General features: G+C 65.0%; 28 protein-coding genes, 1 tRNA gene and 2 pseudogenes. 13 read left to right on the forward strand and 18 right to left on the reverse strand.

Annotated features, from left to right (window positions below; genetic code table 11):
• Positions 1–87: 87 nt before the first annotated feature.
• Together AYJ54_RS40200 and maiA are read right to left on the reverse strand one after the other, a co-directional pair.
• On the reverse strand, positions 88–600 hold the full coding sequence (locus AYJ54_RS40200) for a MarR family winged helix-turn-helix transcriptional regulator (RefSeq protein ID WP_063708037.1): 513 nt from the start codon (positions 598–600) through the stop codon (positions 88–90).
• The gene (gene maiA, locus AYJ54_RS40205) at positions 590–1,222 is read right to left on the reverse strand and encodes a maleylacetoacetate isomerase (RefSeq protein ID WP_063708038.1); all 633 of its coding nucleotides are present in this window, start codon (positions 1,220–1,222) and stop codon (positions 590–592) included. The genes AYJ54_RS40200 and maiA overlap by 11 nt, the downstream gene beginning before the upstream one ends.
• Positions 1,223–1,449: 227 nt before the next feature.
• Between maiA and gtdA the strand changes: the two genes are divergently transcribed.
• Positions 1,450–2,490, forward strand: a complete 1,041-nt coding sequence (gene gtdA / locus AYJ54_RS40210; RefSeq protein WP_063708039.1) for a gentisate 1,2-dioxygenase — start codon at positions 1,450–1,452, stop codon at positions 2,488–2,490.
• Positions 2,491–2,803: 313 nt separating this feature from the next.
• On the opposite strand, the gene AYJ54_RS40215 is transcribed toward gtdA, so the two are convergent.
• The 4 genes from AYJ54_RS40215 to AYJ54_RS40230 all read right to left on the reverse strand — a co-directional run bounded on the left by AYJ54_RS40215 (position 2,804) and on the right by AYJ54_RS40230 (position 6,909).
• Positions 2,804–3,628, reverse strand: coding sequence for an ABC transporter permease (locus AYJ54_RS40215; RefSeq protein ID WP_063708040.1), 825 nt, complete (start codon positions 3,626–3,628; stop codon positions 2,804–2,806).
• The gene (locus AYJ54_RS40220; RefSeq protein WP_063708041.1) at positions 3,621–4,394 is read right to left on the reverse strand and encodes an ABC transporter ATP-binding protein; all 774 of its coding nucleotides are present in this window, start codon (positions 4,392–4,394) and stop codon (positions 3,621–3,623) included. Before AYJ54_RS40220 ends, AYJ54_RS40215 begins: the two co-directional genes overlap by 8 nt.
• Before the next feature lie 111 nt (positions 4,395–4,505).
• Complete coding sequence (locus AYJ54_RS40225; RefSeq protein ID WP_063708042.1) at positions 4,506–5,510, reverse strand: ABC transporter substrate-binding protein; 1,005 nt, start codon at positions 5,508–5,510, stop codon at positions 4,506–4,508.
• 34 nt (positions 5,511–5,544) lie between these two features.
• Entirely contained in the window at positions 5,545–6,909 is a 1,365-nt protein-coding gene (locus tag AYJ54_RS40230) for an FAD-dependent oxidoreductase (protein ID WP_063708043.1), read from the reverse strand.
• Positions 6,910–7,021: 112 nt separating this feature from the next.
• Here AYJ54_RS40230 and AYJ54_RS40235 point away from each other — a divergent pair, with 112 nt between their 5' ends.
• Both AYJ54_RS40235 and AYJ54_RS40240 read left to right on the forward strand, forming a co-directional pair.
• Positions 7,022–7,906: a LysR family transcriptional regulator gene (locus AYJ54_RS40235; protein WP_063708044.1), complete on the forward strand. Its 885-nt coding sequence runs from the start codon at positions 7,022–7,024 to the stop codon at positions 7,904–7,906.
• 69 nt (positions 7,907–7,975) lie between these two features.
• Complete coding sequence (locus tag AYJ54_RS40240; protein ID WP_082906050.1) at positions 7,976–8,248, forward strand: hypothetical protein; 273 nt, start codon at positions 7,976–7,978, stop codon at positions 8,246–8,248.
• A 13-nt stretch (positions 8,249–8,261) separates the two neighbouring features.
• On the opposite strand, the gene AYJ54_RS40245 is transcribed toward AYJ54_RS40240, so the two are convergent.
• Complete coding sequence (locus AYJ54_RS40245; protein ID WP_063708045.1) at positions 8,262–9,065, reverse strand: enoyl-CoA hydratase-related protein; 804 nt, start codon at positions 9,063–9,065, stop codon at positions 8,262–8,264.
• A gap of 160 nt (positions 9,066–9,225) precedes the next feature.
• Between AYJ54_RS40245 and AYJ54_RS40250 the strand changes: the two genes are divergently transcribed.
• Positions 9,226–10,200 carry a ketopantoate reductase family protein gene (locus tag AYJ54_RS40250; RefSeq protein WP_063708046.1) on the forward strand — a complete coding sequence of 325 codons (975 nt, stop codon included), beginning with the start codon at positions 9,226–9,228 and terminating at the stop codon, positions 10,198–10,200.
• Between the two features lie 3 nt (positions 10,201–10,203).
• Here AYJ54_RS40250 and AYJ54_RS40255 read toward each other — a convergent pair whose 3' ends face one another.
• A complete protein-coding gene (locus AYJ54_RS40255) occupies positions 10,204–10,902 on the reverse strand; it encodes an alpha/beta hydrolase family protein (RefSeq protein WP_082906052.1) in 699 nt (232 codons plus the stop codon).
• Between the two features lie 119 nt (positions 10,903–11,021).
• On the opposite strand from AYJ54_RS40255, the gene AYJ54_RS40260 reads away from it, so the two are divergent.
• A complete protein-coding gene (locus tag AYJ54_RS40260; protein WP_063708048.1) occupies positions 11,022–12,167 on the forward strand; it encodes an acyl-CoA dehydrogenase family protein in 1,146 nt (381 codons plus the stop codon).
• 5 nt (positions 12,168–12,172) lie between these two features.
• On the opposite strand, the gene AYJ54_RS40265 is transcribed toward AYJ54_RS40260, so the two are convergent.
• Positions 12,173–13,057: a LysR family transcriptional regulator gene (locus tag AYJ54_RS40265; RefSeq protein WP_063708049.1), complete on the reverse strand. Its 885-nt coding sequence runs from the start codon at positions 13,055–13,057 to the stop codon at positions 12,173–12,175.
• A gap of 100 nt (positions 13,058–13,157) precedes the next feature.
• On the opposite strand from AYJ54_RS40265, the gene AYJ54_RS40270 reads away from it, so the two are divergent.
• Genes AYJ54_RS40270 through AYJ54_RS40280 form a run of 3 tightly spaced genes read left to right on the forward strand, consistent with a single transcriptional unit; the run spans position 13,158 to position 14,673 of the window.
• On the forward strand, positions 13,158–13,589 hold the full coding sequence (locus AYJ54_RS40270) for a DoxX family protein (protein WP_063708063.1): 432 nt from the start codon (positions 13,158–13,160) through the stop codon (positions 13,587–13,589).
• Between the two features lie 21 nt (positions 13,590–13,610).
• A complete protein-coding gene (locus tag AYJ54_RS40275; protein ID WP_245329248.1) occupies positions 13,611–14,075 on the forward strand; it encodes a DsrE family protein in 465 nt (154 codons plus the stop codon).
• A 25-nt stretch (positions 14,076–14,100) separates the two neighbouring features.
• Entirely contained in the window at positions 14,101–14,673 is a 573-nt protein-coding gene (locus tag AYJ54_RS40280; protein WP_430641461.1) for a TlpA family protein disulfide reductase, read from the forward strand.
• A 299-nt stretch (positions 14,674–14,972) separates the two neighbouring features.
• Here AYJ54_RS40280 and AYJ54_RS40285 read toward each other — a convergent pair whose 3' ends face one another.
• The 3 genes from AYJ54_RS40285 to AYJ54_RS40295 all read right to left on the reverse strand — a co-directional run bounded on the left by AYJ54_RS40285 (position 14,973) and on the right by AYJ54_RS40295 (position 18,482).
• Positions 14,973–16,112 carry an amidohydrolase/deacetylase family metallohydrolase gene (locus tag AYJ54_RS40285; RefSeq protein WP_063708065.1) on the reverse strand — a complete coding sequence of 380 codons (1,140 nt, stop codon included), beginning with the start codon at positions 16,110–16,112 and terminating at the stop codon, positions 14,973–14,975.
• Between the two features lie 198 nt (positions 16,113–16,310).
• Entirely contained in the window at positions 16,311–17,771 is a 1,461-nt protein-coding gene (locus AYJ54_RS40290; RefSeq protein WP_063708051.1) for a catalase, read from the reverse strand.
• A 69-nt stretch (positions 17,772–17,840) separates the two neighbouring features.
• Entirely contained in the window at positions 17,841–18,482 is a 642-nt protein-coding gene (locus AYJ54_RS40295) for an HD domain-containing protein (protein WP_063708052.1), read from the reverse strand.
• A gap of 105 nt (positions 18,483–18,587) precedes the next feature.
• On the opposite strand from AYJ54_RS40295, the gene AYJ54_RS40300 reads away from it, so the two are divergent.
• Positions 18,588–19,571, forward strand: a complete 984-nt coding sequence (locus AYJ54_RS40300) for a GlxA family transcriptional regulator (RefSeq protein ID WP_063708053.1) — start codon at positions 18,588–18,590, stop codon at positions 19,569–19,571.
• A 48-nt stretch (positions 19,572–19,619) separates the two neighbouring features.
• On the opposite strand, the gene AYJ54_RS40305 is transcribed toward AYJ54_RS40300, so the two are convergent.
• Positions 19,620–19,696 (reverse strand) — tRNA-Arg (locus AYJ54_RS40305).
• Positions 19,697–19,837: 141 nt separating this feature from the next.
• Here AYJ54_RS40305 and AYJ54_RS40310 point away from each other — a divergent pair.
• Entirely contained in the window at positions 19,838–20,191 is a 354-nt protein-coding gene (locus AYJ54_RS40310) for a VOC family protein (RefSeq protein ID WP_063708054.1), read from the forward strand.
• A 125-nt stretch (positions 20,192–20,316) separates the two neighbouring features.
• Positions 20,317–20,610, forward strand: a complete 294-nt coding sequence (locus AYJ54_RS40315) for a GYD domain-containing protein (protein WP_063708055.1) — start codon at positions 20,317–20,319, stop codon at positions 20,608–20,610.
• 59 nt (positions 20,611–20,669) lie between these two features.
• Here the strand turns inward: AYJ54_RS40315 and AYJ54_RS40320 are convergent, their stop codons facing one another.
• The 5 genes from AYJ54_RS40320 to AYJ54_RS40340 all read right to left on the reverse strand — a co-directional run bounded on the left by AYJ54_RS40320 (position 20,670) and on the right by AYJ54_RS40340 (position 25,383).
• On the reverse strand, positions 20,670–21,626 hold the full coding sequence (locus tag AYJ54_RS40320; protein WP_063708056.1) for a tripartite tricarboxylate transporter substrate-binding protein: 957 nt from the start codon (positions 21,624–21,626) through the stop codon (positions 20,670–20,672).
• A 50-nt stretch (positions 21,627–21,676) separates the two neighbouring features.
• Positions 21,677–22,048 carry a cupin domain-containing protein gene (locus AYJ54_RS40325; protein WP_063708066.1) on the reverse strand — a complete coding sequence of 124 codons (372 nt, stop codon included), beginning with the start codon at positions 22,046–22,048 and terminating at the stop codon, positions 21,677–21,679.
• Between the two features lie 28 nt (positions 22,049–22,076).
• The gene (locus tag AYJ54_RS40330; RefSeq protein WP_063708057.1) at positions 22,077–22,715 is read right to left on the reverse strand and encodes an RraA family protein; all 639 of its coding nucleotides are present in this window, start codon (positions 22,713–22,715) and stop codon (positions 22,077–22,079) included.
• Between the two features lie 25 nt (positions 22,716–22,740).
• A complete protein-coding gene (locus AYJ54_RS40335; protein ID WP_063708067.1) occupies positions 22,741–24,258 on the reverse strand; it encodes an AMP-binding protein in 1,518 nt (505 codons plus the stop codon).
• 96 nt (positions 24,259–24,354) lie between these two features.
• On the reverse strand, positions 24,355–25,383 hold the full coding sequence (locus tag AYJ54_RS40340) for an alpha/beta hydrolase (RefSeq protein ID WP_063708058.1): 1,029 nt from the start codon (positions 25,381–25,383) through the stop codon (positions 24,355–24,357).
• Between the two features lie 268 nt (positions 25,384–25,651).
• Between AYJ54_RS40340 and AYJ54_RS53135 the strand changes: the two are divergent.
• A pseudogene (locus AYJ54_RS53135) lies at positions 25,652–26,240 on the forward strand (hypothetical protein); the annotation flags it as partial.
• A gap of 258 nt (positions 26,241–26,498) precedes the next feature.
• Positions 26,499–26,800: pseudogene (locus AYJ54_RS40350) on the forward strand (IS110 family transposase); the annotation flags it as partial.

Here is a 26,800-nt window from a genome sequence, read left to right on the forward strand (position 1 = left end):
GTGGTTACGGGTCCCGGATCTGCGCTTCGCTTGTCCGGGACGACGACTGTGTGTGAGGCCGCTCACGACCTCCCTAACTACATCCCCTCACCCCGACTTCCCCAGATGCTCCAGCGCATCCTCGGCGCGCAGCGGAACCCGCGACGCTTCATTGTTGAGGTCGACGAGCTGCACAAGCAGCGTCATCAGCGCCTTGCGGTCGGCGGGCTTCAGCGGCTCCAGCATGCGCGCCTGCGCGCGTTCGACGGCAGGAATGATCTCGCGCAGGATCGCGGCACCCGGCTTGGTCAGATAGAGCAGCTTGATCCGCTTGTCCTCGGGCGCGGGCTTGCGCTCGATATAATCCTTGGCCTCCAGCCGCTCGATCACGCTGCCGAGCGTGGAACGGTCGAAGGCGATCACCGCCGACAGCCGCGTCGCATCGATGCCCGGGTGTGTGTGGATCGCGATCAGCGCCGCATATTGCACTGGGGTGAGGTCGAACGCCTTGCACTCCTCCATGAAGATCGAGACCGCGATCTGTTGCATGCGCCGGAACAGATAGCCCGGCGCGGCATAGACCGCGTCCATCGTGATCGGAGGAAGAGGCTTACTCGGCATCGGGCTGCTTCTCCGGTGCGGCGTTGGCAAACGCTGGCAGCGCCTTCGCCGCGGCTTCCGCCTTGAGCAGGCGCGGATAGGCCGAGACATCGACGCCGAAGCGGCGCGCATTGCCGAGCTGCGGCACGAGGCAGAGATCGGCGAGCGTCGGCGCCTCGCCGAAGCAGAATGGCCCCGGCTCGTCCTTAATCAAGGTTTCGCAGGCCGACAGCCCCTCGCGGTTGACCCAGGCCGCCCATTCCTGGACCTTTTCCTCGGGCAGGCCGAGCTCGCGAAGCCGCGCCAGCACCTTCAGGTTCTGCACCGGATGGGTGTCGCAGGCGATCGCCAGCGCAAAAGCCCTCACCTTGGCGCGTTGCAGCGGATCCTTCGGCAGCAGCGGCGGGTTCGGGTGGATCTCGTCGAGCCATTCGATGATGGCGACCGACTGGGTCAGCACGGCGCCTGCGTCGTTCTCCAGCGCCGGCACCAGGCCCTGCGGGTTGATGGCGAGATAGGCGGGCGCGCATTGCTCGCCCTTGCGCAAATGATGTGGCAGGTGCTCGGCCCCGAGCCCCTTCAGGTTCAGCGCGATCCGCACCCGATAGGCGGCGCTGGAACGGAAATAGCCATGCAGCTTCATCGGAACCCTCCCTCTCAGTTTGGTTTGTCATTCCTGGGCGACGCGCCAGCCTCGAGCCCGGAATCCATAGCCACTATCGGGAGTATGGATTCTCAGATGCGCAATTGCGCATCATAGCTCGCGCCTTTCGGCGCGCCCGGAATGACAGCCGCTATATAGCTGCCATTGACGCTACAAAGATTGTCAGTATGCTGTCAATCTAGACAAGAACGAACAGGAGGCGCGCCATGGAAGCCGTGACCAAGACGCCGGAACGCGAAGCGTTCTACCGGAAGATCGACGGCGAAAATCTCACCGCACTCTGGACGGTGATGAGCGACCTGATCACGCCGGAGCCGAAGAGCGCCTGCCGGCCACACTTATGGAAGTTCGACGTCATCCGCGACTACATGACCGAAGCCGGCAAGCTGATCACGGCCAAGGAGGCCGAGCGGCGCGTACTGGTCCTGGAAAATCCGGGCCTGCGCGGGCAATCCAAGATCACGACGTCGCTCTACGCCGGCGTGCAAATGGTGGTGCCCGGCGACGTCGCGCCCGCCCACCGGCACAGCCAATCGGCGCTGCGCTTCGTGCTCGAGGGCAAGGGCGCCCACACCGCAGTCGACGGCGAGCGCGCCGCCATGGAGCCCGGCGACTTCATCATCACGCCGTCGATGACCTGGCACGATCACTCCAACGAGACGAGTGAGCCGATGTTCTGGCTCGACGGCCTCGACATCCCGCTGGTGCAGTTCTTCGACTGCTCCTTCGCGGAAGGATCGAAGGAGGACCAGCAGAAGATCACGAAGCCCGCCGGCGACAGCTTTGCGCGCTACGGCCACAATCTGCTGCCGGTCGATGTGAAGCGGAATTCGAAGACCTCGCCGATCTTCAGCTATCCCTATGCCTACACCCGCGAAGCGCTGGAGAAGGCCAAGGCGCGCGAGGAGTGGGACGCCTGCCACGGCTTGAAGCTGAAGTTCAGCAATCCCGAGACCGGCGATTTCGCGATGCCGACCATCGGCACCTTCATCCAGCTCCTGCCGAAGGGTTTTGCGACCGCACGCTATCGCTCGACCGATGCGACCGTGTTCTGCCCGATCGAGGGCAAGGGGCGCACCCGCATCGGCGAAGCGACCTTCGAATGGGGCCCGCGCGACCTGTTCGTGGTGCCGAGCTGGCACTGGGTCACACATGAGGCCGACACGGATGCCGTGCTGTTCAGCTTCTCCGACCGTCCGGTTCAGCAGAAGCTCGACCTGTTCCGCGAGGATCGCGGGAACGCGTGAGGCTTGCGCGGCTTGCTTCACCTTCGGTGTCGTCCCGGCGAAGGCCGTGAGCCCCGCGCGAGCGCTTGCGCTCGTCGCGATAACCCCAGGGAGCAGTTTGGCGAAGGCTCGAAGTCAAACCTTCGCCGGTACGAACACCGCCCTTACTCGATCGATCACGCGGTATGGGTCCCGGCCTTCGCCGGGACGACGGTGGAGGTTTTGGCGCGCGTCTCCATCCACATCGTCATTGCGAGCGAAGCGAAGCAATCCAGAATCTTTCCGCGGAGACAGTCTGGATTGCTTCGCTGCGCTCGCAATGACGGAGAATGCTTCACCGCCAGTGCAGCAGTTTGGTCTCGAGAAGATTGATCACCTTCCCCACCGCCAATCCGAACACCGACAGGATCACCACGCCCGCGAGCAACTGATCCGTCTGCATGAGATTGCCGGCCTGGAGCACGAAGGCGCCGATGCCGTACTGGGCGCCGATCATCTCGGCGCTGACGACCAGCAGCAGCGCGACCGAGGCAGTGATGCGGAAGCCGGCGAGGATCGAGGGCAGCGCGCCCGGCCAGATCACCTTCCGCACGATGGTCGCAAACGGCACGTTGAAACTCTGCGCCATGCGGATGAGGTTGCGCGGCACCGCATCGACGCCGCTATAGACCGAGATCGCGGTCGAGAAGAACACGCCGAGCGCAATGGTCGCGATCTTCGGCTCTTCGCCGATGCCGAGCCAGAGGATCAACAGCGGCAGCAGCGCGATCTTCGGGATCGGAAACAGCGCAGAGATGAAGGTGATGCCGACGCTGCGCGCGAGCCGGGACAGGCCGATGGCAAAGCCGACGGCCACGCCCGCCGCCGTCCCCAGCAGCCAGCCGACACCGATGCGAAGGAGAGAAGCGGACAGGTGCTGCCAGAGCGCGCCCGAGATCGCGAGCTCGTAGATCGCCCGCGCGATTGCCGACGGCGCCGGCAGGAACAGCGGGTTGACGATTCCGGCACTGCCGGCCGCCTGCCACACCGCGATCACCAGCGCGAGCGCGATCCAGCCGCCAAAACGGCTGCTCGCCGGCACGAAGCCCGCGCCGCGGAAGCGGACGCGTCGCGTCGCTTCGTCTTTCGCCGGTATTTCCGTCGCCGCGCGATCAAGCATGTTGGACCTCGCGCTCGGCATCGATCGCCTCGTTGCGGATCAGCGACCAGATCTGGTTCTGAAGCGCGAGCAGCTTCTCGCGCGCAGCCGTCTCGCCGCGCGCCGCGCGCGTCATCGGCACGGTCACGACCTCGCGAATGCGCCCCGGCCGCCGCGACAGCACCACGATGCGGTCGGCGAGCCGCGCCGCCTCTTCGAGATTGTGCGTGACATAGACCGCGCCCATGCCGCCGTCGGCGAGCAGGCGAACGAAGTCTTCCATCAGGAGCTCGCGCGTCTGCGAATCCAATGCCGAGAGCGGCTCGTCCATGAGCAAGATGGCGGGACGCACCGCAAGCGCACGCGAAATGCCGACGCGCTGACGCATGCCGCCGGAGAGCTGCTTTGGATAAGTCTTGCGAAAATCGCTGAGGCCCGTGCGGCGCAGGGCATCGTCGACCAGCGCGCGGCGCTCAGCGGGCGAGAGCTGGGTGTGCAGCAGCGGGAATTCGACATTCTCCTCCACCGTGGCCCAGGGCAGCAGCGCAAAATCCTGGAACACGAAGGTCAGCGGATTGAGACTGTCCGCCGGCGGCGCCCCGCGCAGCTCGGGCGCGCCCGACGTCGGCTGCAGCAGTCCGCCGAGGATCGACAAGAGCGTGCTCTTGCCGCAGCCCGACGGCCCGACGATCGCCACCACCTCGCCTGCGCTAACCGTGAACGAGATGTCGTCGAGCACGGCAAGGTCGCCGAAGCGGTGGCTGATGTGGTTGGCGATCAGGTCCATTCTGTCTCGTCTATTTTCTGCTCCGTCGTTCCGGGATGGTCCGTAGGACCAGACCCGGAACCTCGAGATTCCGGGTTCGATGCTTCGCATCGCCCCGGAATGACGAAATCATCAATCCGCCTTCACAAAATCCTTGGCGATGATCGCATTCGCATCAAAGCCCTTGTCGGCAAAGCCCTGCTCCTGCAGCCATTTGATCTGGTTGTCGACATTCTTCACGTCGAGCTTGCCGTCCGGATCGATATAGGCGCAGTTGCCGACCACCTGCTCGACCGGCAGGTTGGTGTATTTCGCGATGATCTCCAAGAGCGGCTTGGTCTTGTCGTTGATCGGCGCGACGCCGTCCTTCATCGCGGCGAGGATGACGTCGTGATATTCGCGGTCGGCCTTGGCGAGCGCGCCGAGCAGCTTTGTCACCAGCACCTTGTTGGTCAGCGTCTTCGGCGAGGCGAACACGGCGCCCAACTGCCAGGGCGTCTCGTCGCCGACCCAGCCCAGAAACTTTGCGCCGCCTTCATCCATCAGCTTTCGCGCGGTGGAGATCGGAAGCAGCGCGGCATCGACGGTCTCGCCCTTCAGCGCGGCAGCCGCATTCGACAGCGATTGCAGCGGCACGATCTTCACGTCCGCGAGCTTGAAGCCGTATTTGTCGGCGAGCAGCCCCAGCGAATAGTGGAAGGAGGAGCCGACCTGCGTCACCGCCACGCGCTTGCCCGCGAGGTCCTTCGGCGTCTTCAGCCCGGCCGCGTAGGCGTTGTTGCTGGCGAAATAGCCGATCAGGGGATAGCCGGCCTTCTCCCGGCTCATGCCGCCGATCACCTTCAGCGTGCCCTTGCCGGCGAGATTATAGAGACCGGCGGTGAAGGCGGTCACGCCGAAATCGACGTCACCCGAAGTGGTGGCGACCGCGATCGGCTGCGCCGCATCGAAGAATTTCAACTCGACGTCGAGACCGGCCTCGCGAAAATAGCCCTTGTCCTGCGCGATGAAGACGGGCGCGGACGACGACAGGCGGAGCACGCCGATCTTGGCCTTCAGCATGTCGTCGGCCCGCGCCGTGCCCATCGCCATGATCGCCAACAGGCCCGCAAGTGCGAACCGCGCAATCCCGATCATCCCGTGTCCTCCGTCGTTATTCTCTTGCAGTCCGTTACAGCCCCTCGGGCACGGGCTGGTCCCGCCCGATGAAAGCGCCCTGTTGTTTCAACGTTTCCTGCAATTTTTCAACCGGGATGTCACGCGGGATCCGGTTTCCAGAGAGCGCCAGCGCCGCCGCGGAACCGGCTGCCTCGCCCATCACGAAACAGGCACCGGAGACCCGCGCCGCCGACTGGCCCTCATGGGTCATCGAGGCGCAGCGGCCGGCGACCAGCAGATTGTCGACGCCTTCGGGCACCAGCATGCGGTAGGGCAGCTCGTTGTAGCCGCGCGACTCCGGGATCGGCGGGAAGGTGAAGACGACGTCGCCGGGAACATGGGCCTCGATCGGCCAGCCATTGACGCCGATGGAATCCTCGAACGAGGCACAGCCGAGCACGTCCTCACCGCTGAGCTGATAGCCGCCCTTGATGCGACGGGTCTCGCGGATGCCGAGCTGCGGCGGCAGGTCGACGATGTAGGACTTTTCGAAGCCTGGCACGGTGCGCAAGAATTCGAACGCGGCAAGCGCCTGCTTGCGGCCCTCGATCTCGCCGCGGGTGAGATCGTCGGGCTCGATGCCGTTGATGGCATGGCCGTCCTCGCGCGCGACCTGCGTGAAATTCACCCGCCATTCAATGCCCGACTTCTGCGGCCGCACGATCGCGCTTTTGCGCGGGAATTTGTGCGTGCCGGCGGCGATTGCCTTCTCCATCAGTTGCGGGATGGTCCGCCAGGCATCGCCCGCCTTCTCCGGATCGATGCCGTTGAGGCGGAGCATCATCGACGGGTAAAGCGGATGCCCATGCTCGTCGCCGACCTCGAACGGCGCACCGGCCCAGGCCGCGAGATCGCCGTCGCCGGAGCAGTCGATGAAGATCTCGGCGCGCACCGCCTGCCGACCGGCCTTGGTCTCGACCATCAGCGCGTCGATGCGGCGATCGTCGCCCATCACCACGCCGGCGCCGAGGGCATGGAAGAGGATATGCACCTTGTGACTTGCAAGCAGTTCGTCGGCCGCGATCTTGTAGGCGGCGGTGTCATAGGCCTGGGCAAAGACCTTGCCGAGGATCAGATGCGGCGCGTTCAGACCGTTCAACAGATCGATCCGCGCCAGGAGCTCGGACGCCATGCCCTGCACCAGCCGATGGGCCTTGCCGTAGACATTGCCGTGCAGACCGCAGAAATTGGTGACGCCGGCGGCGGTGCCCATGCCGCCGAGAAAGCCGTAGCGCTCGATCAGCAGCGTCCGCCGCCCCGCGAGCGCCGCAGACGCTGCCGCCACGATGCCGGCCGGTCCGCCGCCGAGCACGACGACTTCATATTCGCCGTAGAGCGGCACCTGGCGTGCCGGTTCCTCGATCGTCGTGGCCCGCATGGCGCGTCCTGCTCCCAAAATCCTTTGCTTGAGCCCGACTATGAATTAACGCGGGCAGCGCTACAATCCACCAAAATATGCGATCAGCTTTCGCGAATCGAGAAAGGTCGAGATGGACATCCTGGTGAACCTTCAGGCGTTCCTCGCCACCGCTGATACGGCCGGCTTCTCCGCCGCCGCGCGAAAGCTGGGCGTCTCGACCTCGGTGGTCGCCAAGCGCGTCACGCAATTGGAGGCGCGGATCGGCACGCCGCTGTTTCACCGCTCGACCCGCCAGTTGCGGCTCACCGAAGCCGGACAGCGCTATGTGCATCGCGCGCGCGGCGTCGTGGCTGACGCCACCGACCTGCTGTCGCGCATGGGCGAGAAGGGCCACGATCTCGTCGATCATCTGCGCATCAAGGCGCCGACCTCGCTCACCGTGGCGCGGCTCGCCGATGCCTTCAGTGCGTTCCAGACGCAGAACCCGCGGCTCAAACTCGAAATCGTGCTGATCGATCGCCCCGTCGATCCCGTCACCGAAGGTTTTGATATCGCCATAGGTGCCTTCCCGCATTCGTTTGGCGGCGTGGTCGACGAGCCGTTGTGTCCGCTGAAGCGGCTGCTCTGCGCTTCACCCGCCTACCTGAAGAAGCACGGCACGCCAAAGCATCCGCGCGACCTCGTCGATCATCGCTGCCTCAGCTTTCTGCCGACGGGACCGGAGTGGATTTTTGACGGACCGCGCGGCCGCATCAGCATCCAGGTCAGCCCGCTGCTCTCCTCAAACGAAGGACATGTGCTGGCGCGCAGCGCGATCGCCGGCAACGGCGTCGCGCTGATCTCGCATTATCTCGTCGCGGACGCGTTGCGCGACGGCACGCTCAAGGCGGTGCTGCGCGATTTTCCGATTCCCGAGCTGTGGGTGAAAGCCACCATCCCCGAGCGGCGCCGCAACGCAGCCGCGGTGCAGGCGCTGCTCACCCTGCTCAAGACGTCGCTCGCAGCGGCGCTGTGAGGCGCTTGTCGCGCCGTTGTCACGAGATGGCGGTTGCTCTCGATCCGCAGACCTGAAAGAAGTGCGACCATGGATTCGACGCTTCTGAAATTCGTTCTGCCTGCCCTGATCATTCTCGGAATCTCCGCCGGCCCCGCCGTGGCGCTGGAGCAGAGCTGCCGCTTCATCCAGGCCAAGGCCGATCGCGAGGCCTGCTACAAGCGCCAGGAGGAAGAACTGGCCGCGAGGCGCAAGCCCGCTCCGCCGGCCGACGAGAGCAAGACGCTCGAGTCGCTCCACCAGATGCGCCAGGACGACGAAGCCGTTTACCGCAGCATCCACAGCATCTGCCGCGGCTGCTGAAGCGGCGTCACGCTCAGGCCTTGAGCGGCCCCCAATTCGCCGCGCGCTTCTCGGCGAATGACGCCAGCCCTTCCGCGGCTTCCGCGCTCTGGCGCTTCAGCGAATGCAGGTGCACGAGCCGCGTGTAGGCGGCGTCATCCACCGCCATCCCGCCGAACGAGCTCTCCAGCGCGAGCCGCTTGGTCTCTGCCATCGCTTCCGGCCCGTTGGCGAGTAGTTGCTCGACCACCTTCGCGCCGGCAGCCTCCAGTTCGGCGAGCGGCACCACCTCATGGACGAGGCCGATGCGGCGGGCGTCCTCGGCGCCGAAACGCTCGCCGGTGAGCGCGTAGCGGCGCACCTGCCGCACGCCGATGGCGTCGCAGAGCTGCGGGATGATGATCGCGGCGGTCAGGCCCCAGCGCACCTCGGTGATCGAGAACAGCGCGTTGTCGGCGGCGATCACGACGTCGCAGGCTGCGATCACGCCGGTGCCGCCGCCGAAGCAGCCGCCCTGCACCAGCGCCACCGTCGGGATCGGCAGCGTGTTGAGCCGCTGCACCGCCTCGAAGGTCGCCCGGGACGCCGCCTCGTTCGCCTCGGCCGATTGCGGTCGCACGCTGTTGATCCATTTGAGGTCGGCACCGGCCTGGAAATGCTTGCCGCTGCCCCGGAGCACGACGACGCGGAGGCCGGGCTTCTTGCCGAGATCGTCCATGGCTGCAAGCACGCCCGCGATCAGCGCTCCGTCATAGGCGTTGTTGACCTCGGGGCGGTTCAGCGTGACAGTCGCGACCCCGCGTTCGTCGAGGGTCCACAGGACGGGGTTGGCGGTCATCGGCGATCCTCCGGTCATTTCGTTCGCCGCGCACTATGGCCGAGGCCACGCGCCCTGATCCATATCTTTCCGTGGTGGGGCGGTCGCGCCCATCGCATGGCGGGTTGTGTCATGCTGGTGCCGTGCGGCAGCCAACGGATTAGGGTCGGGACATCACACCATGCGCATTTGCATTTTCGGCGCGGGCGCCGTCGGCAGCCATCTTGCGGTACGGCTGGCGCGCGCCGGCCATGAGGTCTCATGCGTGATGCGCGGCGCGCATCTCGAAGCGGTGCGCGCAGGCGGCCTCAAGCTGCGCGTCGGCGATTCCGAGGTCAGTGCCAAGGTGAACGCCTCCGGCGATCCGGCCCAGCTCGGCCCGCAGGACGTCGTGATCAGCACGCTGAAGGCGACCGCGCTTCAGGGGCTGATCGCCGGCCTCAAGCCGTTGCTCCAGGACGACACCGCGATCGTCTTTGCCCAGAACGGAATTCCCTGGTGGTACGGTATCGGCCTGCCGCCGCGGCACCCCACCCCGCCCGACATCGCATTTCTCGATCCGGGCGGACGGCTGCGGGCCTGCATAGCCAAGGAGCGGATCATTGGCGGGGTGATCTTCTCCTCCAACGAGGTGGTCGCGCCGGGCGTCGTCCAGAACCTCACGCCGGACCGCAACCGCCTGCTGATCGGCGAATGCGACGACCGCAATTGCGAGCGCATCACCAAACTGCGCGGCGTCCTGAACGACGCACGGCTGGAATCGCCGAAGGTGGCCGAGATCCGCGAAGCGATCTGGTCAAAGCTATTGACCAACATGTCGCTGTCGGTGCTGTGCCTGCTCACCGGCCAGACCGCGCGCGGCGTCCGCGACGACCCCGCCTTTGCCGAGCTCATTCCGCGGATGCTGAACGAGGCCAACGATATCGCGCAGCACTTCATCCCCGAGGTCAAGCGCGTGACGCGCAGCGGTCCCGCGCCCAACCACAAGCCGTCGTTGCTCCAGGATTACGAGCTCGGCCGCGCCATGGAGATCGACGTGCTGGTGAAGGCGCCCGCGGCCTTCGCTCGCGCCGCCGGCCTGTCGACACCGACGCTCGACCTGATCGCCGCGCTCGCGATCCAGAAGGCGCGCGACAAGGGGCTCTACGCCGCCTGAGCCTCAGGCAATCTCGTCGATCCAGGCCATGAGCGTATCGAGAACTTCCTCCAGCGCCTCTTCATTGGTACGGCCGGACTTTCGCAGCACCGCAAAGGAGTGATCGCCGCCTGCGACCTCGTGCAGCTTCGCCTTCGGACCGAGTTCCTCGATCACGGGCTTGAGGTAGCTGAGATCGGCGAGCCGGTCGCGCGTGCCCTGCAGGAACAGCATGGGGATATCGACGCGGGCGAGGTGCTCGGCGCGCTCGGTCGACGGCTTGTTGTCGGCATGCAGGGGAAAGCCGAGGAAGGCGAGCCCTTTTACGCCCGGCAGCGGCGCCTTCGACTGCGCCTGCGACGTCATGCGCCCGCCGAACGACTTGCCGCCCGCGACGAGCTTTAATCCGGGGCACAGCCGCGCCGCCTCCTCGACCGTCGCACGGATGGCGGCATGCGCGACCGTCGGCTGGTCGGGGCGGCGCTGTTTGTTCTCCATGTATGGAAAATTGAACCGCAACGTCGCGATGCCACGATCGGCCAAGCCCACCGCGACCTCGTCCATGAACGAATGCCGCATCCCGGCGCCGGCGCCATGCGCCAGGACGTAACAGGCGCGCGCATTGCCCGGTTGCACCAGAATGGCGGAGACCGTGCCGATGCGCTCGATGTCGAGCTTGAGCTCTTCGGTTTTGACGGCTTCGGTTTTGACGGCCAAAATCAGACATCCCAACAGACGCGAATCCGGCCGCCTTGGTAGCGTCACCGGCGCAGCCTGAAAACACAATAATTGCCGCGGTCCGCTGGCTTACCAAGCCGGCAGCCGCATCAACCGAGGTTTCCATGTCTTATCGCTCCTCCTGGATGACTGAAGAGCTCGACGTCTTCCGCGACCAGTTCCGGAAATATCTCGCCAAGGACCTGGCGCCGCACGCCGAGAAATGGCGCGAGCAGAAGATGGTGGACCGGTTCGCCTGGCGCGGGCTCGGCGAGATGGGAGCGCTGCTCGCGAGCGTGCCGGAGGCCTATGGCGGCCTGGGTGCGACCTTCGCCTACGATGCGGCCGTGCTGGAGGACCTCGAAAGCACGGTGCCGGAGCTGACGACCGGCGTCTCCGTGCACAGCGCCATCGTTGCCCACTACATCCTCAATTACGGCTCGGAGGAGCAGAAAACGCGCTGGCTGCCGAAGATGGCAAGCGGCGAGATGGTCGGCGCCATCGCCATGACCGAGCCCGGCACCGGCTCGGATCTGCAAAGCGTCAAGACCACCGCGAAGAAGCAAGGCAACTCCTACGTCATCAACGGCCAGAAGACGTTCATCACCAACGGCCAGGCCGCAGATCTCGTCATCGTCGTCGCCCGCACCGGCGAGCTTGGGGCCAAGGGCATTTCGCTGATCGTGGTCGAGACCGCGGGTGCGGATGGCTATCGCCGCGGGCGCAACCTCGACAAAATCGGCCTGCATGCCTCCGACACGTCCGAGCTGTTCTTCGACAATGTCGTGGTGCCGCCGGAGAACCTGCTCGGCCGGGAGGAAGGCCAGGGTTTTGTCCAGCTGATGCAGCAATTGCCGCAGGAACGGCTGGCGCTCGCGGTCGGCGCCGTCGCCTCGATGGAGCGCGCGGTCAAGCTCACCACCGACTACACCAAGGAGCGCACGGCCTTTGGCAAGCCGCTGATGGATTTCCAGAACACCGCCTTCAAGCTCGCCGAGCGCAAGACCGAGGCGATGATCGCGCGGGTCTTCGTCGACTGGTGCATCGAGCGCCTGGTCGCAAAGGACCTCGACACCGTCACCGCCTCGATGGCGAAATACTGGTGCTCGGAAAAGCAGGTGCAGACCGCCGACGAATGCCTCCAGCTGTTCGGCGGCTACGGCTACATGCAGGAATATCCGATCTCGCGCATCTTCATCGATTCCCGCATCCAGAAGATCTATGGCGGCACCAACGAGATCATGAAGCTCCTGATCGCGCGGTCGCTGTAGCGCGGCTACCTCATCCGCTTGTCGGCGGCGACGAAATCGATGAAGGTCCTCACCTTCGCGGAGAGATATTTGCGGCTCGGATAGACCGCGAACAGACGCCCCTCGAAGATGACCTCGTCGGGCAGGAGGTGCTCGAGACGTCCGGCGGCAATGTCGTCGGCGACCAGCCATTTCGGCAGGAAGGCGAGGCCCATGCCTTCCAGCGCGGCCATGTGCAGCAGTGTTTCGTTGCCGCTGCGCAGGACCGGATTGAGCCTGACGGTCTCGACGACGCCCTCCCGCGTCAATGAGAAGCTTTCTCCCGGATAGAGCGCATAGTGCAGGAAAGCCTGGCCGGCGACATCAGCCGGTTTCGCCGGGCGCCCGACGCGATCGAGATAGGCGGGTGCCGCGACCAGGCGGAACGCGACCTTGGTGATCGGCCGCGCGATCAGCGCCTCGTCGGGTGCGCCGGTTGCGCGCAAGGCAAGATCGAATCCCTCCTCGACGAGATTCACCAGCCGCCCGCTGAGATCGACATCCAAGCACACCTCCGGATAGCGGGCCTGGTAGTCCGCCAGTAGCCCTGCGAACATCGGATTCGCCATCCACACCGGCGCGGTCAGCCGCAGCGTGCCGCGCGGAACAACGGTCGCCTTGCTCACGGCAGCCTCGACCTCATCGAGCGAATCGAGCATCTGCCGCGCCTGCTCGAAATAGAGCGTCCCGCTCTCGCTCAGGCTCACACGCCGGCTGGTTCGGTTCAAAAGCCGTGTGCCCAGCCGCTTCTCGAGCTGCATCACGTGCTTGCTCGCCATGGCAGGCGAGATGCGCAGGCGCTGGGCCGCGGCCGCAAAGCTCTTCAGCTCCGCGACCAGGCAAAACACCCTCATGCTGACCAGAGAATCCATTAGATCATCAACACTGGGGAAAGGAATCCATCCCGTAGCATATAATGATCAAAGATGGTGAAACTATCAAATGGTGGCGACCCTCAACCGGAGAACCACCATGTCCACCACCGCCCTTGAGACCGCCGCCGCGCCCGGCCGCGCCCTCCGCATCGGCCTCTGGACCGCGCAGGTCCTGATTTCCTTCGTCTTCACCTCGGCCGGCCTGGTCAAGCTGCTCACGCCCATCCCGCAGCTTGCCGCGATGATGCCCTGGGCGGGCGAGTATTCCGAAACCTTCGTGCGCGCCATCGCCCTGATCGATCTCGCCGGCGGGATCGGCATTCTGCTGCCGGCGCTGACCCGAATTATGCCGCGCCTGACGGTGCTGGCCGCGCTGGGCTGCGCTGTGCTGCAGATCTTTGCCCTCGTCTTCCACGTGTCGCGCGGCGAGGCTCCCGTCACCCCGCTCAATCTCGTGCTTCTGGCCCTCAGCGTCTTCGTTCTGTGGGGACGCGGCCGCAAGGCACCGATCGCACCGCGTCAGTTTTGATAGAAAGCGGGCACGCCAACCGTGACGATCCTTTCCGATCGATTCTCCCGCCGGGGACTGCTCGCCGGCGCCTCGATCCTCACGGCCGGCGGCACCGCCGCGGCCAGGGAGGATCGCCTCGTCGATGGCGTCGTGATTCTGATCGACAGCAACGAGCCCTATGTCATGGGACACGCCGTCAGCTACTCGGCCAACCTTGCCAGGCATTTTGCCGAGAAGGGTGCGAAACTGCTGATCGAGGTCGTCGCCAACGGCAAGGGCATCGACGTGTTCCGGGCGGACAAGAGCACGCTGACCGAGCCGCTCGCGACGTTGCGCCAGTCGCTGCCCAATCTCAGCTACAGCATGTGCGCGTCCTCCAAGGCGATCGCAGAGGCCAAGGAGCAGATCTCGATTCCGCTGATCGCCGGCGCAAGCCTCGTGCCCTTCGGCATCGGACGCGTGGTCGAACTGCAGCTCAAGGGCTGGGCCTATATCCATGCGTGAGAGATCTTGCGAGAACGGCCCGGCCTTGTCCCGGCGATCGCTCCTGATCGCCGCTCCGGCGCTGATCGCTTCCTTTCGCGCAAGCCGCGCGCAGGGAAGCGATCCGGCCTGGCCGCCGGTGTTCGAGACCAGCCGCAGCCAGTTCACGGTGGTGCGTCCGCGCGCGTCGATGCCGCAGCTAAGGCTTCAGGACCTGCATGGCAGGGACGTCGTCGTGGCAGCGAAGCTAGGCCATATCACGCTGGTCAATTTCTGGGCGACGTGGTGCGCGGCCTGCCGGCTCGACCTGCCTGCACTCGCGAGCCTTGCGGGATCGCGGCCGGACCGGCTCGATGTTGTCGCGATCTGCACGGACACGAAGGACCTCAAAAAGATCCGCGCGTTTCTGGGTGGTCTCGCCGTGCAAAACCTCGCCTGCTACGTCGATGCGTATGGCGCGGCGGCGGACTCGTCCGCCTCCGTCTTCAGGCTCGTTGGCATGCCCGTCACCTATCTCGTCGGAGCAAGCAATCGCGTCGAGGGCTACATCGCCGGAGCGCCCGACTGGCTTTCGCCGGCAGGGAGCCGGTTGCTGCAATTCTATCGCGAGCAGGCCTAGCGCAGGATGAGCTTTGGTTGAGTCGATGCGCGCCCAGAACTCAAATCACCTCTCCCGTAGGGAGAGGCATAGGCCGCCTTTTGGCGGCCGTTCTTGAATTAAGGACGCCGAAGCGAAGCTTCGGCTATGTCGCATCGAAAGATGCGATCCGGGTGAGGGGTTACAGTCTCACTGAGCGCTGCGGCCCCTCACCCGGATTGCGCTGGACGATGCTTCGCATCGCCAGGCGCAATCCGACCTCTCCCCGCTGGGGAGAGGTGAGCACCGACCGAGCTGATCTCGTCATCCACTAGCGCCGCTCAATTCGGATGCCACCACCGGCCGCCGATGACGACGCCCTCGGCGGCGATCTTCCGGTCGCCGATCAGGTGCTCGCCGACGACGTCCTCATAGTCGAACTGGCCTTCTTTGACCGAGATCAGCGTGGCGTCGCCGACGCTGCCCGGCTTGAGGCTGCCGAGTTCGGGGCGCCGCAGCGCCATCGCCGCATTCACCGTCGAGGCGGCAATGACGTCCGACAGCGGCATGCCCATGCACAGGAATTTCGACATCGTCGTCACCTGGTCGAAGGCCGGCCCGTCGATGCACAAGAGATGAATGTCGGAGGAGATGGTGTCCGGATAGAAGCCGTTGGCGAGCATGGCGCGCGCGGTCTTGAACGCGAACGAGCCCTTGCCGTGGCCGATGTCGAACAGCACGCCGCGCTCGCGCGCATCCAGCACCGCCTTCTTCACAGTCCCCTGGGCGGTCGCCGGCGTGTTCGGGAAGGGGCGGAACGCATGGGTGAGCACGTCGCCGGGGCGCAGGCGGGCGAGCACTTCCTCGTAGCTCGGCGGCGGGTGGTCGATATGTGCCATCAAGGGCATGCCGACCTCGTCGGCGACCTCCAGCGCAATATCCAGCGGCACGATCCCCGACGTGCCCGAGGCGTGCAGGCCGACGCGCACCTTGATGCCGACGATGAGGTCGCGGTTGGCATCCGCCACCTTGGCCGCGTCGATCGGATTCATCAGCCGCAATTCCTCGCTCTCGCCGACCATGACCCGGTGCGAGAAGCCGAAGATGCCGGCATGCGAGACGTGCAAGTACGCGAGGATGCGGACCTGGCTCGGCTCGATCACATGCTTGCGGAAGCCCGCGAAGTTACCGGGACCCGCGCTGCCGGTGTCGACAGCGGTGGTGACGCCGGAGGTGCGGCAGAATTCCTCGGCATCGATGCCGAGCGAGGTGCCGCCCCAATAGACATGGGTGTGGAGATCGATCAGCCCCGGCGTCACGATGTAGCGCGAGACGTCGCGCACCTCCGTCGCCGGATCCGCCTTGAGCCCGCTGCCGATGGCGGCGACCTTGCCGCCCGCAAAGGCCACATCCGTCACGGCGTCGAGCTTCTGGGACGGGTCGATCACCCGCCCCCCGCGCAGGATCAAGTCGAAAGGCATCGTCATCTCCGGATATGGCAGTGAGGCGGCTGGCCGTCAGTCAGCCGAGCAAGGAAGGAAACTAGCTTCTAGCAATTTTTGCGCCGGGGAGCTTGGCAAACGGGGACAATGGCCCATGCCAAATTGGCAATCCCGGGAAGACTCGGGCTTCCGACCTACGGTAGGAAACCGTCTCTGCCCGGGAAAGCTCGCCGCAGTCTACGCGGAGCGAACCGTAGCAAGACGCATCAGCGCCTTGCGGACACCGGCGCCATAAGCCGCATCGGCTTTCGTGCAGTTCGCGATGTGCCGCTCCTGGATATGGATCGCAGCACCGCCGACGGCGCGTGCCGTATTGTCGAACAGGATCTGTCGCTGGGTCGCGTTCATCTTGCGGAATAAGTCGCCGGGCTGCTGGTAGTGGTCGTCGTCAACGCGGTGATCCCAATGTGCGGCGGCGCCATCGATCTCCAGCGGCGGCTCATTGAGATCGGGCTGGTCGGTCCACTCGCCGTGGCTGTTCGGGAAGTAGGTCGGCGTCCCGCCCAGATTGCCGTCCGTCCGCATCGCGCCATCGCGATGGTAGCTGTGATACGGACATTTCGGGGCATTGACCGGAATCAGGTGATGATTGACGCCCAGGCGATAGCGCGCCGCATCCCCGTAGGAGAACAGCCGTGCCTGTAGCATTTTATCAGGCGAAAAGCTGATGCCCGGCACGATATGGGCCGGCGAGAAGGATGCCTGCTCGACCTCGGCGAAGACGTTCTCGGGATTGCGGTTCAACTCGAAATAGCCGACCTCGATCAGCGGAAAGCCCGCCTTCGGCCAGACCTTGGTGAGGTCAAACGGGTTGAACGGAAACGCCTTGGCCTGCTCCTCGGTCATGACCTGCACGAACAGCGTCCAGCGCGGGAAATCGCCGCGCTCGATGCTCCCGAAGAGGTCGCGTTGATGAGACTCGCGGTCTTTGCCGACGAGCGCCTCCGCTTCAGCGTCCGTCAGGTTCTCGATGCCCTGCTGCGTGCGGAAGTGAAACTTCACCCAGGTCCGCTCATTGGCGGCGTTGATGAAGCTGTAGGTATGGCTCCCGAAGCCGTGCATGTGACGATAGCTCTTCGGAATGCCGCGCTCGCTCATGACGATGGTGACTTGATGCAAGGCCTCCGGCAAGAGCGTCCAGAAGTCCCAATTGTTGTCGGCGCTGCGCATGCCGGTGCGCGGGTCGCGCTTGATCGCGTGATTGAGGTCGGGGAAGCGCAGCGGATCGCGGAAGAAGAACACGGGGGTGTTGTTGCCCACCATGTCCCAGTTGCCTTCCTCGGTGTAGAACTTCAGCGCAAAGCCGCGGATGTCACGCTCGGCGTCGGCTGCGCCGCGCTCGCCGGCGACGGTCGAGAAGCGCGCGAACATCGGCGTCTGCTTGCCGATTTCCGAGAATATCTTCGCCTTGGTGTAGCGGGTGATGTCGTGGGTCACGGTGAAGGTGCCGAAGGCGCCCGAGCCCTTGGCGTGCATGCGACGCTCGGGAATCACTTCGCGATCGAAGTGGGCCAGCTTCTCGATCAGCCAGATGTCCTGCAGCAATGCGGGGCCGCGGCGACCCGCGGTCATGATGTTGAGATTGTCGCTGACGGGTGCGCCGGTCGCGTGCGTGAGATAGGGTGGCTTGTCACTCATGTTACGAGTCCTGATCCGTGATTTGAGGGAGGAAAGCGGTCGTGCCGCGCGACGTGTCGAGAGGCGGGCTCAGCCGTGCCAATGGGAGTTGCGGATGACGCTGCAGAAGTTGCCGCGATGGAAATGCGGCTCCTTGTCGGCGATGACGTCGGCCTTGACGTTGCCGAACGTCGTATCCGGCCTCTGCTTGATGCCGTCGTAAAACGCCTGGATGATGTCTTCCTTGAAGTGCGGCGTTCGCGGAAACGCCTTCACCACCGCCTCGCGTTCGTCGTCGGAATATTCCTTGTAGGTGAGCCCAAGAACGTCCATTTCGACGCCCGCGGTCACCAGAGCGACAACCGGATGCATGTGCTGAGGAACGCCCGGCGTGGTGTGCAGCGCGATCGCGGTCCAGACCGTGTAGGCGTCCGCTTCGGAGATGCCATGGCTGCGCAGGAAATCGCGCGCGGCGTGCGCGCCATCGACCTCGAACCGTTCGTGCTTGCTGCCATGGCCCGGCATCAAGCCGATGTCGTGAAACATGGCGCCGGCATAAAGCAGCTCGCGGTCGAACTTCAGCCCGCGGCGAATGCCCGCCAGGGCGCCGAAATGATAGACGCGGCTGGAATGATTGAAGAGCAGGTCCGTCTCGGTATCGCGGATATATTCGGTAACTGCGCGTGCCAGCTTGCTGTCGGGGATGGCGGCGGCCTCGGTGATCTCATGCATGACGTTCTCCTGAAATCTTTGGGTAGCCGGCACGCTAAATCCCGGCTATTCTGTCTGCAATTGACGCAACACGTCTAAAACGGACAAATCCGGACCGAGGCGGACATGAACGCGAAGTCGAAACCGAGGACGATTGTGATCGTGGCACTGCGGGGAGTGCAGCTTCTCGACGTCGCCGGTCCCCTCGACGTTTTCGCCGAGGCGAACGTGCAGGCCGGCCATCAGGCCTATGTGCTTTTCGTGGCGGGGGCGGAGCCGGGCCCGATCCGCAGCTCTTCAGGCGTCCGGCTGATGCCCGACCGCATCATCGATCGCGACTTTCAGGAGCCTATCGACACATTGTTGGTCGCCGGATGCCCGAACGCAGCCGAAGTGCCGGCAGATGGCATGGTGATCGACTGGCTCCGCCGCCGCGCCTCCAAGACCCGACGCTTCGGGTCGGTATGCAGCGGCGCCTTCTTCCTTGCCGCCGCGGGTCTTCTCGACGGCAGACGGGTCACGACGCATTGGGCGGTCGCAGACCGGCTTGCCAGACAATTCCCGTCAGTCAGCGTGGATCAGGATGCAATCTACGTCACCGACGGCAAGCTCCGCACGGCTGCCGGCGTGACCGCGGGGCTCGATCTCGCCCTCGCTCTCGTCGAGGAAGATCTCGGACGCGAGACGGCAATGAAGGTTGCGAGCCAACTTGTGATGTTCTTCAAGCGCCCGGGCGGGCAAATGCAGTTCACCCGCAAGGGCGAGGCCGTCCCCGCCGGCCGCGCCGCGCTGCAGGAGCTGCAGCGCTGGGTCGCGGCCAATCCCGGGCTGGATCATAGCGTCGCCAGCCTGGCGGAACGCATGGAACTCAGCCCGCGTCACTTTGCGCGGCTCTTCCGTGCCGAGGTCGGAATCACGCCGGCGACCTGGGTCGAGGAAGCCCGCGTCAATGCTGCCAGGCGCCTGCTGGAGCTTGGAAACGAAGCCCCCAAGCAAGTGGCCATGCATTGCGGCTTTGCTGACGCGGATACATTGCGCCGCGCCTTCGCCCGCCACGTCGGCGTGACACCTGCCGAATATCGCAAGCGCTTTGCGCGGATCATGGCTTGATGTGAAAGTATCCGCCGTTGAGTTGCCCGGAGACGAACGGAGGAGAAATGGCGATCCCGGGAAGACTCGAACTTCCGACCTACGGTTTAGGAAACCGCCGCTCTATCCGGCTGAGCTACGGGACCGCGGAACCCGCGAGGTACGGGTTCGGCCCCCTCATAGCAGAGCAGGATGGGGTTCGCCAGCCGCAAGGCGGTCCAGATCATCGTCAACCCCTGCGGGGCGGCTGTACAATCGCTTCCAGATCCCTCGGTGGAGCAGGTCACATGATCGAAAGCATCAGCGCCATCACGCTCGGCACGCATGACATGGGGCGTGCTGTGCACTTCTACCGTTCGCTGGGGTTCGAGCTCCTGTATGGCGGCGAAGCCGCTGCGTTCACGAGCTTTCGCGCCGGCACCGGCTATCTCAACTTGACTGCGCAGCCGGAAGACAAGCGCTGGTCCTGGTGGGGCCGCGTCATCTTCTACGTCACCGACGTCGACGGGACCTACGAGCGCGCGTGCGCCGCCGGGTGGCAGCCGTCGACCACGCCACGCGATGCAGAATGGGGTGAGCGCTACTTCCATCTCACCGACCCCGACGGCCACGAACTCAGTTTTGCCCGGCCGCTATCCTGACCGGGTAAGTCACAGCCGCTGACGTTCACCAACGCGCAGCTAGCGCCGTCTCAGCCGCCGTGGCAAGCTCGGCACGGTTTCCTCAAGCGAGAATTGGATCTGGGTTCTAACCAGGGAGAACGACCATGGTAACCTATGTCGTACTGGGGAACTTCACTGATCAGGGAGTCCGCAACGTCAAGGACTCGCCGAAGCGGGCCGACGCCTTCAAGGAGATGGCCAAAACGTTCGGCGTGACCGTGAAGGAGATCGTCTGGACGCAGGGACGATATGACGTTGTGACCGTTCTCGAGGCTCCAGATGAGGCTGCCGCGATGTCGCTCAGCCTTAGTCTCAGCGCACTCGGCAATGTCCGAACCGAAACGCTGCGCGCGTTTTCGGCAGCAGATATGACAACGATCGTCGGCAAGATGCTCTGACGCGCAAGCCCCGCGCGAGCGCACCGGACCTGGGATGGCAATCCCGGGAAGAGGGCCTCTCATGCCCTGATATTGTTCTCGCGCACGACCTGGCCCCAATAGCTGACCTGCCTGTCGAAGAACGGCTTGAACGCGTTCGCATCCTCAAGCAGCAAGGTCATCATCTGCGTTTCCTTGAGCTGCGTCGCGATCGAAGGCTCGCTCAGGATCTCCTTCACCGATTTGGCCATGCCGGCCGTGACGTCGGCCGGCGTGCCGGCGGGGGCAAAAATGCCCCACCAGGCGAGCGTCTCGAAGTCCGGAAAGCCGGCCTCGATCGCGGTCGGCGTATCCGCCAGGACCGGCAGCCGCTCGCGGCCCAGTTGCAGGATCGGACGCAGCATGTTGGTGCCTAGCTGGGCTGCGACCAGCGCCGCCGATCCCGCGATGAGATCGACATGACCGCCGAGCACGTCGTTCATGGCGGGGCCGCCGCCGCGATAGGGCACGTGGGTGATCTCGACCCCGGCCTTCTTGCCGAGCACGGTCATCGCGAGATGGCCGAGCGTGCCGATGCCGACGGAAGCATATTTCACCGCACCCGGGGTCTGCTTGCAGGCCGCGACCACGTCGGCAAAGCTCTGGTAGGGACGGCCGGCATTGGCGGCGATCACGTAAGGCGCGGTGCCGACCAGGAAGACCGGCATGAGCTCGCGCTCGACATTGACCGGCGGCTTGTCGAGGATCGTCGGGATCACCGCGTGGGAATCGAAGGTCACCAGGAACGACGAGCCGTCCGGCGGGCTTTTTGCGACCTGCGCGGCGCCGAGCGCACCGGCGGCGCCCGACTTGTTCTCGACCACGACGATGCGGTTGAGCCTGGTTTGCAGATTGCTCTGCAGCAGCCGCGCCAGCGCGTCCGTCGAGCCGCCCGGCGGAAACGGAACGACCAGCGTGATCTTGCCGGCCTGCGCTGCCGCCGGTGCCATTGCGAGGACGGCCGGTGCCGCCAGCAGCGCGCGTCGTGTGATCGTCATGGTCTCCCTCCCCTTTATATTTTGCGCTTTGCTTTTTGCCTTTGAGCGCTTCAGGTCGTCCCGAACCCCGACCCCGGTTTTCTGTATTCCGGGCGCGGCGGACTAAAAATGTCCAGCACGCGGGCGCCGTCGGGGCCGGCGCGCATGGTGTGCGGCACGTTGCCCGGCGTGCGCCAGAAATCGCCCTTCTTCACCGGAATCTCCTCGCCGCCCTGGACGCGGATCGCCGAGCCCTCGAGCAGGACACCCCATTGCTCCTCGGGATGATGATGCAGCGTGCCTTGCGCATGCGGCGCCAGCGTCACCACCGACAGCATCGCCTGCTCGCCGGAGAAGATGCGCGTGGTCAGGCCCGGTGCGAGCTCGCGGAGCAGGCCGTCGCTCGGATTGTCGAGATTGTGGAATTCGTCCTTCTGGCTCACGCCATCCTCCCCTTCGCCATCGTCCCGATCAGGATTTTCCATAAGAGCCCCGATAGCGGCCCTCGCGGATTGCCTTCAGCGTCTCCTCCTCGCGCGCGACCTGGGCGCGCACCGCCTCGAGCAGCCCCGCGGCAGTCGCGGCGGGAAACGACACCACGCCGTCCTCGTCGCCCACGACGATGTCGCCGGGCGAGATGACCGAGCCGCCGATCGAGACCGGCACGTTGATCTCGCCGGGACCGTTCTTGTAGGGGCCGCGGTGGATCACCGCGCGGGCAAAGCAGGGAAAGTCGGACGCGGCGAAGGCCGCAACATCGCGGATCGCGCCGTCGATGACATAGCCCTCGGCTTTGCGCCACTCGGCGATGTTCTTCATGATCTCGCCAACCAGCGCCCGCGTCTCGTCGCCGCCGCCGTCGACCACGATGACGTCACCGGGACCGACCAGCTCGAGCGCACGGTGGATGGCGAGATTGTCGCCGGGCCGCGTCCGCACCGTGAAGGCAACCCCGACCAGCTTGCCACTGCGATGAAAGGGTTTCAGCCCTACCGCTCCCGGCAGCCGGCCAAGATTGTCGGAGATGACCGAGGTCGGCGCGTTCCTGAATCCCTCGATCAGGTCCGCAGGCGGCTTCGGCACGCTGTTCGCAGCGATGGTGATGGTCATGCAATCTGGTCCTTCCGTGATTTTTTCAGTCCGCGTGCGCTCGCGCCTTCGACGGCACAATCCGGAACGCGCGCCCTTCCTTCATCCACGCCGCGCGCTCGTCGCGCAACAGCGTGCGGCGGACTTTTCCGGAATCATCGCGCGGCGAGGTGCTGACGATCTCGAAACTCTCCGGATGCTTGTAGCGGCTGAGCCTGTCCATCAGGAACTCCGGCATGCCGTCGGCAATCGCCTGGCCGTCCGCATCGCCCTCCGGCTCGATGATGGCATGCACGCGCTGGCCGAATTCCGGATCGGGCAGTCCCACCACGACGCAGGAGCGCACGCCGGGACAGGCGGAGACCGCGGCCTCGACCTCGGCCGGATAGATGTTGGCGCCGCCGCGCAGGACCATGTCGGCCAGGCGATCGCCGAGATAGAGATAGCCTTCCGCGTCCAGCCTGCCGATATCGCCAAGCGATTCCCAGCCGTCGGTGCGGCGCTTCGGCTCGGCGCCGAGATAGTGATAGGTGGCATCCGTGCCGTCATTGTTGAGGAAATAGATCTCGCCGGTCTCCCCGGGCGCGACGTCGTTGCCGTCCTCGCCGATGATGCGCAGCCGCGCCATCTCGCCGATCTTGCCGACCGAGCCCTTGTGCGTCAGCCATTCGGTGCCGGCGATGACGCAGGAACCTTGCCGTTCGGTGCCGCCATAGAGCTCCCAGATCCGCTCCGGTCCGAGCCAGGCGATCCAGTTCTCCTTGAGCCAGGGCGGCATGGGAGCTGCCATGTGAAACACGATCTGCAAGCTCGACAGGTCATAGGCATTCCGCACGCTGTCCGGCAGCGCCCAGATCCGGTGCATCATGGTCGGCACGAAATTGACCCATTGCACGCGCTCGCGCTCGATCAGGCGCAGCGTCTCCTCAGCGTCGAACTTGACGAGACCGGTGAGCTTGCCGCCAGCAAACAGCGCGTAGTGCGACAGGATGAACGGCGCATTGTGATAAAGCGGGCCTGGATTGAGCAGCGAGGCGCCGGCGGGAATGTTGAGCGGCGGCGCGGCCACGGTGTCGGTCACTGCCGGCTGGTGGTCGAGGATCACCTTCGGCCGGCCGGTCGAGCCGCCGCTGGTCATCGCCTTCCAGTAACGCGCCACCGGCGGCGTCAGCGGCTCATCGGAAAAGCCTTGCGGCACGAAATCCGCAGGGAGACGGTTCGGTGCGTTCCAGTCAGCCTCGCCTCCGACCACCAGCGCGGGCTTCAGGGTGTCGAGCACCGCCGCCGCCTCGCCGCGCGGCAGCCGCCATGACAGCGAGGTCGGCGTCGCCCCGCACTTCCATACCGCAAAGCTGGTCTCGAAGAACGCATTGCCGTTGGGCAATCCGATTGCAACGAAGTCGCCAGGCTTGACGCCCTTCGCCGCGAACGCCCGCGCGCGCCGGTTGGCGCCGCGCTCGAGCTCATCCCATGTCAGCGTGTCCTGCCCGTGACGGACGGCGATCGTGCCTTGCGGTTTGCGTTGAGCGTACCAGCGCGGCACGTCGGACAAGGGCAGCAGCATCAGGCGTTTCCACTTCGTCTTCTTGGTGTCGCCCCAGGGCGAGGCGCTCACGAACCGAAGTGTAACAGCCGGAGCCGAGCCTTCAAGACACCCGCATCACCGCTCCGCCGCGCAGCCCGGCAGATCGAACAGGGCTTCGAGGCCGCATTTCGAGGTCAGCATCTTGTCGCCGTCATGGCCGACGCCGGCGACGTCCCACACCCTGTGATTGGGCGTGCCGTTGTCGCGCTTGGCCATCGCGTCCGCATAGGCGTGGCCGCGGGCGTAGCGATAGGCGCCTTGCGCCTTGGCCATGCAGCTCTTGTCGAGTGCAGGATGCTCGGGATTGGTGTCGAGGGTGCCGAGCAGATAGATCACCTCGCGCTCGACATAACGCTGCTCAAGCGCCGCCGGCGTCGCGTCCGCGAGATAGGGCGGGCGCTCGTCCATGCCGTATTTCCAGTTGTTGTAGCCCGGACATGACGCTGCGACATCAGGCACGGGCCGCTCGGCGCTGAAATAGGCATAGGAGGAGGGATTGGCGACGACATAGCGGACATCGATGTGCTGGCGCGACAGCGCCGCTTCGCCCTTGCCGGCGATGGCATAGCGCTGGGCAACCTGACCACCGCCGGAATGGCCGGCGACCACGACCTGCTTCAGATTCGGAAAGATGCGGCGGTCGGACAATTTTGCCAGGACCGCATCGAGCGCTTCGAACGAGGAGACCGGTTTCGGCGCGAGCGCGGCCTCGCCGCCCTCCCACCCCTCCAGCGACCAGCGCAGCGTGTCCTCCGGCAGCTTGTGCGCGTCGATGTCGACCTGCGACAGAAATTGCGGCACGATCATGATCGCGGTCTTGCCGGCGTCGCCGGCCGCGGCTTGCGCCGTCATCGCCGACTTGTAGTAGTCGTCGGCGTTGCGCAGGCGTCCGTGCAGCACGATGACCGCGCGCGAGATCGTCGGCAGCGGCATCGACCAGTCGCCGGAGACGTAGAGCGGCAACGCACCTTGGCCGCCGACCCCGAGCCGCGCGTCAGCAACGGCCTTCACCGGCTTGCGGTTGGGCGCGTCCTCGTCCGCAGCGAGGGCACGGCTGCAAATGAGCGCCACTGCGATTGCTGTAAGACAGACCAGCGCCTTCATATCCGATAGTCCTCTTCGATTTGCGCAGCCGGCAAACTCTACGCGCATCATGCGCCGAACCGCTGTGACCGCAGCGCCACGTCAAGCAAAAAATGTCAGCAACACGGACGCGAAATTCGCGGGTTCCACGGGTGACAAATCGGCGATAAACGGGCAAAAATCCGGTCTGATTCAGCGCGGGTTGAGTCCCCTAGAGATTACACTTGGTAAAATGTCGTCCGTGATTGCATGGCGTCGTGCGGCGCTGCTCGCCGTTGCATCGGCAGGNGGTCCTGCCGATGTCGCATGCCCATGCCCAATGGTGGAAGCGCGCACCGGTCGACTTCGAGGAATGCGCCGACGCCGCTGAAAGATCCGCAACCAAGGCCGAGAAGACGGCAGCGCTTGCCGAATGCAACGCGAAGTTCGCCGGCCGCCGCAAACCCGGCGGCGGCTACACCTATTATGACTTCCTGCAAGACCGAACCTTCGACATCGCCGGCCCCAACCCGACGCCGGAGGAGCAGAAGAAGATCGACCAGTCCTACACCACCTATCTCGCCAATCAGCGCCGCAGCAATGCTGCAGCAGATGCCGCTGCGCGCCAGCAGCGTGAGCAGCAGGAACAGGTTCAGCAGGTCGCGCTACGCAGTGAGGTCGAGAAGGCGCCTCTGCACAGTGAGGCCGCGCGCGTGCCTGTCCCGGTCCAGCGGCCGAAAGTTCAGCAGTCCGCAGGCGGTGACGCGCGATCTCGAACGAAGGGCGCAGCCTGCACCAAGGGCTCGTTCTCCTGCGAATGGCCACGGCTGTCGGAGGGATTGAACGAACTGAAGAAACTGTTCAACCCGACGCCGAGCAAGCCGGCGAAGAAGGGCTGAGTCCAGAGTTCGTCATTCCGGGGCGTTCGCAAAGCGCGCGAGTGCGGAATCCCGCGTCACAAGCTCCACTGTCGTCCCGGACAAGCGAGCGAAGCGAGTGCAGATCAGGGACCCATAACCCCAGGGAGTGGTTGTGGTGCGGACTGCTAACCACGAGTCTTCGCCAAATCCGACCCTGTGGTTGATGGTGTGGACGGCCCCCTACGGCATCAGTGTGCCAGAATGAGGTTGTCGAAATCTCAGACAAGGGAGCCGTCCGTGAGCCAGATTATCCGCATTGGGATGGATACGTCGAAGTATATTTTTCAACTGCATGGCGTTGACGCGTCGGAACGCGTGGTGCTTCGCAAGCGGCTGAGCCGCAAGGCGATGCGGGCGTTTTTTGCCAAGCTGCCGCCGACGGTGGTGGCGATCGAGGCGTGCGGGGCCGCCCACCACCTGGCGCGAGAGCTTGGCAAGCTGGGGCACACGGCCAAGCTGATCGCGCCGCAATTGGTGAAGCCCTATGTGCCGCGCAACAAGAACGACGGCCGCGATGCAGAGGGTCTGTGCGAGGCGGC

It is taken from the genome of Bradyrhizobium centrolobii (genome assembly GCF_001641635.1).
GTDB classification, from domain to species: domain Bacteria; phylum Pseudomonadota; class Alphaproteobacteria; order Rhizobiales; family Xanthobacteraceae; genus Bradyrhizobium; species Bradyrhizobium centrolobii.

Excerpts from the sequence above, each read along its gene's own strand:
- AYJ54_RS40245 (WP_063708045.1), bottom strand. The coding sequence starts at position 9,065 with ATGACCGCCAACCCCGTCCTGTGGACCCTCGACGAACGCGGGGTCGCG.
- AYJ54_RS40300 (WP_063708053.1), top strand. The coding sequence starts at position 18,588 with ATGAACGCGAAGTCGAAACCGAGGACGATTGTGATCGTGGCACTGCGG.
- AYJ54_RS40320 (WP_063708056.1), bottom strand. The coding sequence starts at position 21,626 with ATGACGATCACACGACGCGCGCTGCTGGCGGCACCGGCCGTCCTCGCA.
- AYJ54_RS40230 (WP_063708043.1), bottom strand. The coding sequence starts at position 6,909 with ATGCGGGCCACGACGATCGAGGAACCGGCACGCCAGGTGCCGCTCTAC.
- AYJ54_RS40315 (WP_063708055.1), top strand. The coding sequence starts at position 20,317 with ATGGTAACCTATGTCGTACTGGGGAACTTCACTGATCAGGGAGTCCGC.
- AYJ54_RS40220 (WP_063708041.1), bottom strand. The coding sequence starts at position 4,394 with ATGGACCTGATCGCCAACCACATCAGCCACCGCTTCGGCGACCTTGCC.
- gtdA (WP_063708039.1), top strand. The coding sequence starts at position 1,450 with ATGGAAGCCGTGACCAAGACGCCGGAACGCGAAGCGTTCTACCGGAAG.
- AYJ54_RS40285 (WP_063708065.1), bottom strand. The coding sequence starts at position 16,112 with ATGCCTTTCGACTTGATCCTGCGCGGGGGGCGGGTGATCGACCCGTCC.
- AYJ54_RS40250 (WP_063708046.1), top strand. The coding sequence starts at position 9,226 with ATGCGCATTTGCATTTTCGGCGCGGGCGCCGTCGGCAGCCATCTTGCG.
- AYJ54_RS40340 (WP_063708058.1), bottom strand. The coding sequence starts at position 25,383 with ATGAAGGCGCTGGTCTGTCTTACAGCAATCGCAGTGGCGCTCATTTGC.
- AYJ54_RS40260 (WP_063708048.1), top strand. The coding sequence starts at position 11,022 with ATGTCTTATCGCTCCTCCTGGATGACTGAAGAGCTCGACGTCTTCCGC.
- maiA (WP_063708038.1), bottom strand. The coding sequence starts at position 1,222 with ATGAAGCTGCATGGCTATTTCCGTTCCAGCGCCGCCTATCGGGTGCGG.
- AYJ54_RS40265 (WP_063708049.1), bottom strand. The coding sequence starts at position 13,057 with ATGGATTCTCTGGTCAGCATGAGGGTGTTTTGCCTGGTCGCGGAGCTG.
- AYJ54_RS40310 (WP_063708054.1), top strand. The coding sequence starts at position 19,838 with ATGATCGAAAGCATCAGCGCCATCACGCTCGGCACGCATGACATGGGG.
- AYJ54_RS40295 (WP_063708052.1), bottom strand. The coding sequence starts at position 18,482 with ATGCATGAGATCACCGAGGCCGCCGCCATCCCCGACAGCAAGCTGGCA.
- AYJ54_RS40200 (WP_063708037.1), bottom strand. The coding sequence starts at position 600 with ATGCCGAGTAAGCCTCTTCCTCCGATCACGATGGACGCGGTCTATGCC.
- AYJ54_RS40330 (WP_063708057.1), bottom strand. The coding sequence starts at position 22,715 with ATGACCATCACCATCGCTGCGAACAGCGTGCCGAAGCCGCCTGCGGAC.
- AYJ54_RS40270 (WP_063708063.1), top strand. The coding sequence starts at position 13,158 with ATGTCCACCACCGCCCTTGAGACCGCCGCCGCGCCCGGCCGCGCCCTC.
- AYJ54_RS40335 (WP_063708067.1), bottom strand. The coding sequence starts at position 24,258 with ATGCTGCTGCCCTTGTCCGACGTGCCGCGCTGGTACGCTCAACGCAAA.
- AYJ54_RS40215 (WP_063708040.1), bottom strand. The coding sequence starts at position 3,628 with ATGCTTGATCGCGCGGCGACGGAAATACCGGCGAAAGACGAAGCGACG.
- AYJ54_RS40240 (WP_082906050.1), top strand. The coding sequence starts at position 7,976 with ATGGATTCGACGCTTCTGAAATTCGTTCTGCCTGCCCTGATCATTCTC.
- AYJ54_RS40235 (WP_063708044.1), top strand. The coding sequence starts at position 7,022 with ATGGACATCCTGGTGAACCTTCAGGCGTTCCTCGCCACCGCTGATACG.
- AYJ54_RS40225 (WP_063708042.1), bottom strand. The coding sequence starts at position 5,510 with ATGATCGGGATTGCGCGGTTCGCACTTGCGGGCCTGTTGGCGATCATG.
- AYJ54_RS40290 (WP_063708051.1), bottom strand. The coding sequence starts at position 17,771 with ATGAGTGACAAGCCACCCTATCTCACGCACGCGACCGGCGCACCCGTC.